This window comes from Vagococcus humatus (assembly GCF_003950325.1).
In the GTDB taxonomy this organism is placed as follows: Bacteria; Bacillota; Bacilli; order Lactobacillales; family Vagococcaceae; genus Vagococcus_C; species Vagococcus_C humatus.
Map to the genome: position 1 here is coordinate 487,071 of NZ_PXZH01000001.1, position 12,633 is coordinate 499,703.

At 35.7% G+C, this 12,633-nt stretch carries 14 protein-coding genes; 12 read left to right on the plus strand and 2 right to left on the minus strand.

The window, feature by feature from the left end; translation table 11 throughout:
• Positions 1–46: 46 nt before the first annotated feature.
• Positions 47–475 (minus strand): GNAT family N-acetyltransferase, encoded by a 429-nt coding sequence (locus C7P63_RS02290; RefSeq protein WP_125942542.1) that lies wholly within the window; start codon positions 473–475, stop codon positions 47–49.
• Positions 476–646: 171 nt separating this feature from the next.
• On the opposite strand from C7P63_RS02290, the gene C7P63_RS02295 reads away from it, so the two are divergent.
• From C7P63_RS02295 to C7P63_RS02350, 12 genes are all read left to right on the plus strand, one after another.
• Positions 647–1,768, plus strand: coding sequence for an AI-2E family transporter (locus C7P63_RS02295; protein ID WP_125942543.1), 1,122 nt, complete (start codon positions 647–649; stop codon positions 1,766–1,768).
• Between the two features lie 100 nt (positions 1,769–1,868).
• Positions 1,869–3,269 carry a hemolysin family protein gene (locus C7P63_RS02300; RefSeq protein ID WP_125942544.1) on the plus strand — a complete coding sequence of 467 codons (1,401 nt, stop codon included), beginning with the start codon at positions 1,869–1,871 and terminating at the stop codon, positions 3,267–3,269.
• A gap of 210 nt (positions 3,270–3,479) precedes the next feature.
• Positions 3,480–4,286 carry a PTS mannose/fructose/sorbose/N-acetylgalactosamine transporter subunit IIC gene (locus C7P63_RS02305; RefSeq protein ID WP_125942545.1) on the plus strand — a complete coding sequence of 269 codons (807 nt, stop codon included), beginning with the start codon at positions 3,480–3,482 and terminating at the stop codon, positions 4,284–4,286.
• Positions 4,261–5,100, plus strand: a complete 840-nt coding sequence (locus tag C7P63_RS02310; RefSeq protein WP_424580130.1) for a PTS system mannose/fructose/sorbose family transporter subunit IID — start codon at positions 4,261–4,263, stop codon at positions 5,098–5,100. Before C7P63_RS02305 ends, C7P63_RS02310 begins: the two co-directional genes overlap by 26 nt.
• Before the next feature lie 39 nt (positions 5,101–5,139).
• On the plus strand, positions 5,140–5,616 hold the full coding sequence (locus C7P63_RS02315; protein WP_125942547.1) for a PTS sugar transporter subunit IIB: 477 nt from the start codon (positions 5,140–5,142) through the stop codon (positions 5,614–5,616).
• Positions 5,617–5,643: 27 nt separating this feature from the next.
• Positions 5,644–6,519, plus strand: coding sequence for a MurR/RpiR family transcriptional regulator (locus C7P63_RS02320; RefSeq protein WP_243640782.1), 876 nt, complete (start codon positions 5,644–5,646; stop codon positions 6,517–6,519).
• Complete coding sequence (gene murQ, locus C7P63_RS02325) at positions 6,509–7,399, plus strand: N-acetylmuramic acid 6-phosphate etherase (protein WP_125942548.1); 891 nt, start codon at positions 6,509–6,511, stop codon at positions 7,397–7,399. The genes C7P63_RS02320 and murQ overlap by 11 nt, the downstream gene beginning before the upstream one ends.
• Positions 7,383–8,393, plus strand: coding sequence for a serine hydrolase domain-containing protein (locus C7P63_RS02330; protein ID WP_125942549.1), 1,011 nt, complete (start codon positions 7,383–7,385; stop codon positions 8,391–8,393). Before murQ ends, C7P63_RS02330 begins: the two co-directional genes overlap by 17 nt.
• 31 nt (positions 8,394–8,424) lie before the next feature.
• Positions 8,425–8,856 carry a PTS sugar transporter subunit IIA gene (locus C7P63_RS02335; RefSeq protein ID WP_243640783.1) on the plus strand — a complete coding sequence of 144 codons (432 nt, stop codon included), beginning with the start codon at positions 8,425–8,427 and terminating at the stop codon, positions 8,854–8,856.
• 233 nt (positions 8,857–9,089) lie between these two features.
• Positions 9,090–10,667 (plus strand): peptide chain release factor 3, encoded by a 1,578-nt coding sequence (locus tag C7P63_RS02340; protein WP_125942550.1) that lies wholly within the window; start codon positions 9,090–9,092, stop codon positions 10,665–10,667.
• A gap of 83 nt (positions 10,668–10,750) precedes the next feature.
• Complete coding sequence (locus C7P63_RS02345) at positions 10,751–11,356, plus strand: ribonuclease H1 domain-containing protein (RefSeq protein ID WP_125942551.1); 606 nt, start codon at positions 10,751–10,753, stop codon at positions 11,354–11,356.
• Positions 11,357–11,629: 273 nt separating this feature from the next.
• Positions 11,630–12,067 carry a YxeA family protein gene (locus tag C7P63_RS02350; protein WP_125942552.1) on the plus strand — a complete coding sequence of 146 codons (438 nt, stop codon included), beginning with the start codon at positions 11,630–11,632 and terminating at the stop codon, positions 12,065–12,067.
• A 115-nt stretch (positions 12,068–12,182) separates the two neighbouring features.
• On the opposite strand, the gene C7P63_RS02355 is transcribed toward C7P63_RS02350, so the two are convergent.
• Positions 12,183–12,488: a DUF1827 family protein gene (locus C7P63_RS02355; protein ID WP_125942553.1), complete on the minus strand. Its 306-nt coding sequence runs from the start codon at positions 12,486–12,488 to the stop codon at positions 12,183–12,185.
• Positions 12,489–12,633 lie beyond the last annotated feature (145 nt).

The following is a 12,633-nucleotide window of genomic DNA, read 5'->3' on the forward strand; positions in this document are numbered from 1 at the left end:
TTATACAAAAAAAGAAAGAAGAACAAGACTTCTTTCTTTTAGCTAGTTAAATTAATGTTTTAGCCATCAGTTTATGAGGAATATTAGCATCCAGGAATTCTTCACTGATGACGTTATAGCCTAATTTTTCATAGAAAGGCAAGGCTTGGAGTTGGGCACCAAGTTGTAAGGTAGCTAAGCCTTGATTTTTAGCGACTAGTTCGACTTCTTTCATCAAGGTTTGACCTAAATAATGCCCTCGGTAGTCAGACAGGACAGCCATTCGCTGAATTTTCCCTAGTTCAGAAGATAAGGGAAGTAACCGCACCGTTGCAACAGGTAAACCGGCTAAGTAGCTGACAAAATGGATGCAGGCAGCTTCAGATTCAAATTCAAGTTCTTCTGGGACTTCTTGTTCTAACACAAAGACTTCTTTCCGAATGTGAATAGCATCTGTATAAATTTTTGAATCTAATTCGCGGGTATGAAAAATCATAAAAAAGCCTCCTTACCTAAAATCTTTTTCTTATAGGTAAGAATACGCTAATCTTTGGCAAAATAAAAGTGAAATTTAGCATTTTTTTTAAAGATGTTAGTTTAAAATAGGCAAGAGAGAAAGAATTAGTTATACTAAAGGTAACTAAAAACAACGAAAGGGGGAGAAAGAATGCTTGATAAATTAAGGCAATCTAAATTAATGTTTTGGTCAGTAGAATTACTGGTTTTAGCGACGTTGATTTTTGTTTCCAGTAAAATTCAGTTTTTATTTAAACCTATCGGCACGTTATTTTCTACCTTGTTTGCCCCTATTCTGATTGGGGGATTTTTCTATTATATGACCAATCCTTTGGTATCTAAACTGGAGAAAAGGTTTAAGATGAAACGGATTTGGGCCATTGTCCTTGTATTACTATTAATGGTTGGCTTAATTGCTGTCCTGTTAGGTGCAGTCGTCCCCGGCTTAATTCGCCAGGTAAGTCAATTAGCTGCTGGTTTCCCAGATTTTATTAAGGCAGCGGAAACTTGGTCCAAAGAATTAATGACTCATCCTATGTTCCAGCGGTTAGATTTTCAGGAGTACTTAGATAAAATGGACATGTCTTTTGGACATATTGCTAAATTATTTATGAATAGTTTATCTAACGGTTTAGGTTCATTTGTGTCAGTGATTGCTAACGCTACAGTGATATTAGTTACAGTACCCTTTGTTTTGTTTTACATGCTAAAAGACGGCCATAAATTTGTGCCAGCTCTTTCTAAATATTTGCCTAGAAACCAAAAAGATGAGGTAGTGGAGCTTTTACATAAAATGAGCGAAACCATCTCTAAATATATTAGTGGTCAGGCAGTGGAATGTTTATTTGTAGCAGTAGGTACATTTCTTGGGTATCAATTAGTCGGTGTTCCTTATGCCTTTTTATTTGGCTTTATTGCAGGAGTTGCCAACATGATCCCTTATTTAGGCCCTTATATCGGCTTAGCCCCTGCTTTAGTCGTGACTGTGGTCCATTCACCAGTTAAAGCCTTACTAGCTTGTGTGGTGGTATTAATTGTCCAGCAAATTGACGGAAATATTATCTATCCGAATGTGATTGGTAAGTCTTTAGATATTCATCCTTTAACGATTATTTTAATCTTGTTAGTGGCAGGGAATATGGCAGGACTTTTAGGGATGATTTTAGGTGTTCCTTTTTATGCGGTTTGCCGAACAGTCTTTTTATATGTCTTTGATATCTTGCGTTTAAACCGAGATAAAGAAGGACTTGACAAGAGCCAAACAAAGGAATAATATATTGAATTATGCCCTTTTCTATGATACGATTTTAACCGTATAGAATTGAATTTGAGGCGGATATGTAAGGGCATCCGCATTAAGGAGAGAACAGCGTATGAATGCTGACCCAGAGAGTCAGTCGTTATTGGCACAATTTTTACTTTTAATCATTTTAACCTTGTTAAACGCTTTTTTTGCTGCTGCTGAAATTGCCGTGGTTTCCCTGAACAAAAATCGGGTGGAACAAAAGGCTGAGGCAGGGGATAAAAAAGCCAAAAGATTGTCACATTTATTAAAGGACTCTAGTAACTTTTTATCCACTATTCAAGTGGGCATTACCTTAGTGAACATTTTGTCCGGGGCGTCTTTAGCAGATTCCTTGTCACAAAAGTTAGCGCCAGTTTTTGGCGACGTGGCTTGGGCGACACAAGTGTCTAAAGTGCTAGTATTAATTGGCTTAACTTACATCTCGATTGTGTTTGGAGAGCTTTATCCCAAACGAATTGCCTTAAACAAATCAGAAGAAGTAGCCCGTTTTGCAGTAGGACCTATTCAATTTATTGGTATGATTGCGAAACCTTTCGTGTGGTTATTATCTGCTTCTACCAATTTGTTAAGTAAGTTAACTCCAATGGAATTTGATGATGTGGACAATCAAATGACCAGAGATGAAATGCGTTATCTATTAGAAAAAGGTGGCGTACTTGAGCCAGATGAATTAGAGATGGTCCAGGGAGTTTTCTCACTAGATACAACTCTAGCTCGTGAAGTCATGGTACCAAGAACCGATGCCTTTATGATTGATATAAATGATCCGATTGACGAAAATTTACAATTGGTGTTAAACCAAACTTTTTCTCGTATTCCTGTTTATGACGATGATAAAGATAAAATAGTCGGGATTCTTCATTTGAAAAACTTACTAAAAGAGTCTTATACATGTGGGTTTGATCAGGTGAATTTAATCGATATCTTACAAGAACCTTTATTTGTTCCAGAAACGATTTTTACTGATGACTTGATGTATGAATTAAAACGTACTCAAAACGCTATGGCCATCTTGCTAGATGAATACGGCGGAGTAGTTGGTTTAGTTACATTAGAGGACTTATTAGAAGAAATCGTAGGGGAAATTGATGACGAGTCAGATGAAGTGGAAGATTTGTATAGTCAATTAGATGAGCGTACTTATTTAATTCAAGGACGTATGCCGATTGATGATTTTAACGAATTGTTCCATACTCATTTAGAAATGAATGATGTGGATTCCATGGCAGGTTACATTATTACTGCTTTAGGTACCATTCCAGATGACAATGAGCAATTGTCCTACGAAGTACCTGAAGACAATTTAACCTTAACTTCTGCAGCATCTGAAGGAGCTAGAATTTTGACGATTAAAGCAGAATTTCATGAACCTCCTCAAGCAGAAGAGGTTTTAGACGAAGTGGAAACAGATGGGGAGCGCCACTTTCCTCGGCGGCACAGCTCTTCTAGTGATGAAGAGGATAATTAGCCCCCTTAAAATGATTAAAAAACAAAACACATAACGATGGAACCACCTGAATGTTAATAAGATTCAGGTGGTTTTTTTGATTGTTTTAGATAGAACACGTGTTACTTTTTTTGAAATGATATTTCTTTTTGTTATTAAAATAAAAATATTTGAAATATCATTTCTTTTAATGTATAATATAGGTATAGTTTAAAAAAGGAGGAAACACACATGACAATGTCACTAGGTATTATTTTGATTTTATGTTTATATGTAATTATTGGTGTACTTGATCAAATTTCTATTCAAATTGGTCCGTACACACCGCTTTTTGCTGCCACCTTCACTGGTTGGGTAATGGGGGATTTACAAACAGGTTTAATGATTGGTGCCACCCTTCAATTAATGACATTAGGTGTCGCTACATATGGAGGCGCTACCATCCCTGATTTTCTATCAGGAGCCATTATGGGCACGGCTTATGCTATTATCTCTGGTAAGGGAGCGGAGTACGGAATTGGGGTAGCTGTTCCTATTGGTTTACTTTTGACTCAATTGGATATTTTAGGCCGGATGTGCAATACGTTCTTCCAACATAAAGCTGATAAATTTGCTGAAGTGGGAGATTACCGTGGAGTAGAAAGATGTAATGTATTAGGGATTATTCCTTGGACAATGTCTAGAATATTACCTGTGTTTATTGGCTTAGTGTTTGGGGAAAAAGTAGTTAGTTTAATTAATGAGATGATTCCTGCTTGGATTATGACAGGGCTTAAAGCTTCAGGTGCCATTTTACCTGCTATGGGGATTGCTATTTTAATGCGTTACTTGCCTTTGAAAAAATATTGGCCTTATTTCATTATTGGGTTTGTCTTATTAGCATTTGGAGCAGAATTCTTTTCTGTATTAGGTGTTGCTTTAGTCGGTTTAGCTTTAGCAGCTATGTATGTAATGAATCAGCAACATAAAGTGCCAGTTACCTCTACTAATAATGTGGTAGATGAGTACGATGATGAGGAGGTTGAAATTGATGAGTAAGCAAACACTAACCAAAAGTGATATTAAAAAAGTCTATGTTAGAAATTTATTTTCACTACAGTGGGGTTGGAACTACGAAAAAATGCAAGGATTAGGCTATTGTTATGTCATTATGCCTGCACTTAAAAAATTATACGGAGATAAACCGGAAGAAATGAAAGTTGCGCTTCAAACCCAATTAGGTTTCTTCAACACAACACCTGCCATGTCTCACTTGATTATAGGCGCAGATATGGCGCTAGAAGAAGAATTTGGCATGGAAGATCCTTCTGCTATTACTGGTTTAAAAACAGGATTAATGGGACCTTTTGCCGGAGTAGGAGATACTGTGTTTATTGCTATTTACCGAGCTATTGTCTTTTCTATTGCAGCTTATATGGCACAAGGTGGACAAGCAATCGGATTATTAATTCCTATTTTAGCAGGATTTGCTGTTATGTGGGTTCGTTATAAGTTTACTTTCTTAGGTTACAATCAAGGTCGACGTTTAGCGGTTGAATTTGCTGATAAAATGAAAATGCTAACGGAAGCCGCAGCTATTTTAGGACTAACTGTGGTAGGAGGCTTAATTCCATCTGTAATTACTTATAAAGTGGATTTAACCTATAAAATGGGGAAAGTAACCTTATCAATGCAAGAAATGCTAGATAAAATTTTACCAGGCTTAGTGCCTTTAGCCATTGTCATGCTATCTTATTGGCTACTTGGCAAGAAAAAAATGAATTCTAACAAACTGATTTTTGTCTTGATTTTATTAGGCATGTTATTAGGAAATATGCAAAGTATATTAGGATGGATTGGTCAATTATTTTAATAAGTTACCGAGTGTTTAAACAGAAAGAGGAGATTATATATGGGAATTATTCATGCAAGAATAGATGAGCGGTTGATTCATGGACAAGTTGCAACAGTTTGGACGAATACATTAGGTGCTAACCGAATCATGGTGGTTAATGATTTGGCGGTTAAAGATCAAATGCAAATTGCTGCCTTAAAAATGGCGAAACCTGCCGGGGTAAAATTGTCTATTTTATCTAAAAGAAAAGCTGTTGCTAATATATTAGCTGGCAAGTATGACGAAGATAAAGTTTTTTTAATCACTCGAGATATTCCAGATATGGCATATTTAATTGATAATGGTGTGCCCTTAGAGAGCTTTAATGTTGGAAATATTTCTCAAAAAGAAGGAAGTCGCCCAATTAAAAAATCAGTGGCTTTAACAGAGGAAGACATCCAAATAATTGAACGGTTAATTCAGAACGGTACATCTATCACTGCTCAGATGATTCCATCAGAGTCAAAAGAGTCTATTGTAAATTTTATTAAATAATAAGTAATGGATAGGAAGGTGAGATAGTTGCAAGCACAAGGTTTAACTGTTATTCGAAAGAATTATAGTCAATTATCTAAAACCAATAAGAAAATTGCCGATTATATTTTGAATAACCCCAAAGCCATGATTTCTCAATCTGCTTTAGAAATTGGAGAATCTAGTCATACTTCTTCTGCATCGGTTACTCGATTTGCTAAAAAGTTAGGCTATAGTGGTTTAGAAGAATTGAAGTTTGCAATTGCCGTTTCTGAAAGAAAGGTAACAGAAGATATTGATACAATCGTTTCCTCTGATGATAGTTTGGAACAATTGTGTGGAAAAGTGAGTCATATTGTCACATCAACTATGTCTGATTTATGGCAAACAGTAGACAAGCAAGCATTAAATCGTTCTATTGCCTTGCTCAATCAAGCAGAGAAAGTTTACTTGTTAGGAATGGGGGCATCATCTCTTACAACGTATGACTTGTATCACAAATTAAATCGAGCAGGGAAAATGACTTTTTTCAATGTTGATCCTCATATGAACTTAGAGTTTTTAGTACATGCTAAACCGACAGATGTTATTCTTGCTTTTTCTTATAGTGGCTTGACGGCTGAAGTGTTATCAGGTTGTCAGATTGGGATAGAAAATCAAGTTCCCGTTATTTTGGTTACAAGTAATATAGAGGAATCCATCCTTAATTTATGCACAGAGCGTTTATTAATACCTAATACTGAGCATTTAATAAGAATTGGGGCAATTTCTTCTGTAACAGCTTCTATGGCAATTGCTAATGTCTTATATTTAGGCTTCGTTCAATTACAAGATGAAACCTTCATTGAAGATAATTTGGTTCAAACGAGACAAAACTTGAAAAAATTTAAAGAAAGTAAGAGGAAAGATAAGTATGTTAGATAAATTAACCACCGAAACTAGAAATCCCAACACCATGAATATTGATGAATTAAATGGGGAAGAAATTGCTCAAATTATTAATCAGGAAGATCAGCAAGTCGCCCTAGCAGTTAAAGAGGTTCTTCCAGAAATTGGACAAGCTATTGAGTTAGTTAGTGAAAGATTTCAAGGAGGAGGTCGGTTGATTTATATAGGGGCAGGGACAAGCGGCAGATTAGGTGCTTTAGATGCGATTGAACTTACACCTACTTATAGTGTACCTAGTGATCAGGCCTTTGGGATTTTAGCAGGCGGAAATCAAGCTATGTACGAAGCAGTTGAAGGGGCAGAGGACTCAAAAGAGTTAGCTATAACTGATTTAAAAGAACATCATTTAACGGAAAAAGATGTTGTGATTAGTATCGCAGCCAGTGGCAGAACCCCTTACGCTATTAGTGCCATTGAATATGGTAATCAGGTAGGAGCGTTAACTATCGCTGTTACTTGTAACCAGCACAGTCAAATGAATCAATTAGCACAAGTAGGGATTGCCCCTGTTGTTGGGCCAGAGGTAATTACTGGATCTACTAGAATGAAAGCAGGGACAGCTCAAAAAATGGTGTTAAACATGCTTTCAACTGGTGTTATGATTCGTTCTGGTAAAGTCTATCAAAATTTGATGGTTCATGTTCAACCTACTAATGAAAAACTAGTAGCAAGATCGATTCAAATTATTTCAGAAGCAACCGGTTTAAGCCAAGAACAAAGCAAGTATTATTTTGACGAAAGTCATCAAGAAGTAGCAACGGCTATTGTTATGGCAAAAACAGGGAAAAACTATCAAGAAAGTGTTCAATTACTTAAAAAACATCAAGGGCGAATAGTAGATGCTATCGGAGATTGAGAATAGAAGATATGGTAAGGCACTGACTTTTTCACAACTTTTACGTCTAACAGATGAATTAGTTCAACATAATTTAGTACCAGGCATCTCTTTAGCAGTTGTAGGTAAAGACAGCCGTTATTATCACTATCAGGGAATGATGGGGGTTTTACCTCCTTATTCTCACCAACCTATCCGTTCAGGTTTATTGTATGATTTAGCTTCTTTAACTAAAATTATCGGAACTACTACAAGAATATTACAATTAGTAGACACTGGAAAACTAAAGTTAGAAAGTCAGGTTTGCCAAATCATACCTGAATATCCTAATCTGACTATGACCATTGAATCTCTGTTAACTCATTCTAGTGGATTTCCTAGTGATTTTCAGGATAAAGAGCTATTTAACAACGATTATTTAAAAAGATATTTAAGAAGCTTTCAAGTTTATAAGAGTAGAAATACTTGTTATTCAGATTTAGGTTACATAGTGCTAGGGTTAATGATTGAAGAGATTGATCAACTAACTTTAGATGAAAGCTTTAAAGCTAATATTTTTCTACCACTAAACATGAAAGATACAACGTTTTATCCTGTTGATGCCACCAAGTGTGTGCCAACTGAAATAACTAAAGAACGGGGAGTTATCCAAGGAGTCAGTCATGATTCTAAAAGTTTTAAATTTGACAGACCTTTAGGAAGTGCAGGATTATTTTCAACTTTAGAAGATGTGAGTCAATATGCTGATTTGTTTCTAAAGAGAGAGTTGTTTTCAGAAATAATCTATCAGACTCTTCAAAATACTTGTCAAACAAGTAGGACGTTAGGGTTTGAACAGCTGATTTCATTTAACCAAACCCCTTATTTATTTCATACAGGTTTTACCGGAACTTCTTTGAGTTTAGCTATGGAAAAACAAGAAAGTCTAATTTTATTAAGCAATAGAATTCATCCTACAAGGGACAACCTGCTGTTTAACCAAATTAGAACTAATATGTATCATTATTTTTGTTAAAAGTTAAAAGTGTATCGGAAAGGAAGTCAATATGTTAACAAAAGAGATAGAGTTAATTTTTATGAGTCATGGACATTTATCAGAAGAGATGCTTGCTTCTACTCATATGATTATAGGAGATTTGGCTGTTGCTAAAACCTTGGCAATGGAAGCAGAGGATGGCCTAGCAGGCACTCAAGCTAAATTGGCGGAGTTATTGCCTGAAAATAATCAGCAACCAGTCTTAATTTTAGCAGATTTAAAAGGAGGAACGCCGTGTAATGTGGGGATGTTGGCGATGAAAGATTATCCTAACTTACGGGTAGTGTCAGGTCTTAATTTGGCTATGGCTATTGAAGCTTGTGTGGCTACTTCTACTCAAGTGGATGAGCTAGCTGAATATTTGCAACAAATTGGCAAAGAAGCTGTTTTAAACATTCCATCTCCAACCATAACAGATGATGATGAAGAGTATGAAGAATAAAATGACTTCCCTAAACTGATAAACGGTTTAGGGAATTTTTTTTTAAAAACTTATTTATTTCTGAAAACTTTTCAAGTTAACAGTTTCTTCCTTTTCAAGTTTTTGATATACTTAGACTGTTTGTGAGCAGTAGCAAGTAGGTTTCATGCTATAATGCTAAACAGGTAACCTTGATAATAATTAAGGTGAAAGTCTGAGTCACGAAGATAAACACGAGAAAAAGGAGAAAGATTATGACTAAACAACATACAGAGGTAGATAAGCGCCGAACTTTTGCAATTATCTCTCACCCGGATGCTGGTAAAACCACGATTACTGAGCAGTTGCTTTTATTTGGAGGAGCTATTCGTCAAGCAGGAACAGTTAAAGGGAAAAAAACAGGGAACTTTGCTAAATCTGACTGGATGGAAATCGAAAAACAACGGGGAATTTCTGTAACCAGTTCTGTTATGCAGTTTGATTATGACGGAAAACGAGTGAATATTTTAGATACCCCAGGACATGAGGATTTTTCAGAAGATACTTACCGAACATTAATGGCAGTAGATGCGGCAGTCATGGTAGTGGATAGCGCAAAAGGGATTGAAGCCCAAACGAAGAAACTATTTAAAGTCTGCCGGATGCGTGGCATTCCTATTTTTACTTTTATGAATAAATTGGATAGAGATGGTAGAGAGCCATTAGATTTATTATCTGAATTAGAAGAGGTATTAGAAATTGATTCTTATCCAATGAACTGGCCAATTGGTATGGGAAAAGGGCTAGAAGGGTTATATGACATGTATCATAACCGAGTAGAACTTTACCACCCAGAAAAATATGGATCAGAAGAACGGTTTATCTCCTTAAATGAAGACGGGGAAATCCCAGCAGAACATCCACTTCATCAAGACAGCATTTATAGCCAAGTTTTAGAGGATGTTGAATTGTTACAAGAAGCAGGAAATGAGTTTTCAGAAGAGTTAGTCATGGCAGGAGAATTAACGCCGGTTTTCTTCGGTTCAGCTTTAACTAACTTTGGGGTGCAAACTTTCTTAGAAACTTTCTTACAATTTGCGCCTAAACCTTCTAGTCATAAAACAAAAGAGGGCGAACTGGTAAGTCCTTACGAAGAAGAGTTTTCAGGCTTTATTTTTAAAATTCAAGCTAATATGAATCCTGCTCACCGAGACCGAATTGCCTTTTTACGTGTATGTTCTGGTACTTTTGAACGAGGAATGGATGTGCATTTAGCTAGAACAGGGAAAAAGATGAAACTGTCTAATTCTACCCAGTTTATGGCAGATAGCCGAGCAACCGTTCAAGAAGCAGTAGCAGGAGATATTATCGGGCTATATGACACAGGTAATTATCAAATTGGCGATACTCTTTTTGGTGGGAATTTTAACGTATCTTACGAAGACTTACCACAATTTACTCCTGAATTATTTATGAAAGTCACTGCTAAAAACGTGATGAAACAAAAATCATTCCATAAAGGGATGGAACAGTTAGTTCAAGAAGGAGCTATTCAGCTTTATAAAACCTATCATACCGAAGATTATATTATCGGGGCTGTAGGACAACTTCAATTTGAAGTCTTCCAACATAGAATGCTTAATGAATACAATTCAGAAGTGATTATGACACCAATGGGTTCTAAGACAGCTCGTTGGATTGATCCAGAACAACTTGATGAGAAGATGAGTTCAAGTCGAAACATTTTAGTGAAAGACCGTTACGACCAACCTTTATTCTTATTTGAAAATAATTTTGCCATGCGCTGGTTTGCGGATAAATATCCAGACGTTGAATTAAAAGCTAAACTGTAGCGAAGGGTTTTACCTCCTTTTTATCTAACTTGATAAGAAGGAGGTTTTTAACTAGACACATGAAAAACAAGGAGGGATGATTTTTGTCTAAATATTATGCTGTAAAAGTTGGAAAAAAAGTTGGTATATACAGGACTTGGGCAGAAGCAGAAAAACAAGTAAAAGGTGTATCCAATGCGAAATATAAGTCCTTTAAATCAGAACAAGAAGCGTTAGACTTCATGGGAGGAAATAAAGTAGATCAGAAAGTAGTGGATGAGGACAGTGTTATCACAGCCTATGTAGACGGCTCGTATAATAAACAGAAAAAACAATACGGTTCTGGGGTCGTTCTACTAGAAAAAAATGAAGTCATCGATAAATTAACAATTCCAGGCAACGAAGAGGACTATTTAGATAGTCATCAAATAGCTGGGGAAGTGATCGGCTGTCTTGAAGCAATGAAGTGGGCGATAGAGCAGGGGAAAAAGAAACTGATTATCTATTATGATTATCAAGGAATTGAGTCTTGGGCGACAAAAGAGTGGCAAGCGAAAAAACCTATCTCACTAGACTATGTTAGAGAATTCGGTCAATTAAAAGAGAAGGTTGAAGTAGAATTTAGAAAAGTAAAAGGGCATTCTGGAGATACCTATAATGATTTGGCAGACGAATTAGCCAAAGAAGCTGCTAGTCAAAAGATAGTCTAAGAGATGCTTTTAGCTAAAGATACATCAGGACAAACCAACTAATGTAAGTCAGTTAGTTGGTTTTTTTGTTTAGTTATATAGTAGTTTGAAAGACTATTAACCTGTTTTGCTAAGAGATGCTGTAATAGAAACCAATCAGTTATTGGACTTTAGACTGACTTTTTTATCATGCTTTTGACGGTTACTTAAAAAAATAAACTTTGTTATACTAATTTTATACTTAGTAATAGTAGGCACATAAATCTGTCAATCAGTCTAAAGGAGTTTATATACATGAAAAAATGGGGCAAAAGATTACTGATGCTAGCATTGATTTTATTATTTTTGCCAAGTGTTGGAAGCTTTTTATTAAAAGATCAAACCAGTCCGACAAGTTTAGCGATTACTCAACATTTGGACCGGTATAATTTATTAATCAGAGAAGAGTCGGTCTATGTCAAAATAGATAAGAACTATGAGGCAAAAAAAGAGGAGAAAGGCTATCTTTATCAGCAACTTGCCTATAAAGACAATGGGGATTCTTATAACCTAGCCTTTTATACACCTGAAAAATTATCAGCAGAAACTTACCTTGAGTTAAAAGTAAAAGGAAGTTTTGTGATAAATTGTCAAGAGATACCACAAACAGAGGTACCTAATCAAGCATTAACGGCTCTTGATTTAACTCAAAACCCTTTTAGCGACTCCCTTGATCCTGACATAGGCGAGTAGGTAATAAGCAAAAACAATCATACAAGTTAAACAGAGATTGTCTAACTTGTATGATTGTTTTTTAACTCAGGGGGTGTAATTATAAGTTACATTGATTTTATGCGGAATACTAAACCTAACCAGTTGTTTGAATAGGATTAAGCACTGGGAATGATATTTCTACAATGTTTTCTAAGTTAATGACACTCATTTGAGCTTTTTCTTGTTCATTTTTTACTAGACGTCGAATTACTTCGTTAACTTCTATGCGTTTTACTCGGCGTTGTTTGTTTTGAAGAACAATTTCATAGTGTGTTGGGGCTTCTGTGTAAATGACTGTCGTTTTACCTAATGTGAAAATGCGAATAAAAGTCGTATCTGTGTTATCAAGTTGTTGGTTAACCAATTCTGCATAACTGTTTGTGACATCTATTAATTTCATTTTCCTCACCTCCAAGTGTTGTCAATAAAATCAAGAACTTATATTTCTACCTATAGTATAACTTGTTTATGAGAAAGTTTCAAAGATAAATATAGTAATTTATAGATAAAAACACCATTAGTTGCAAATAAAACAACTAATGGTG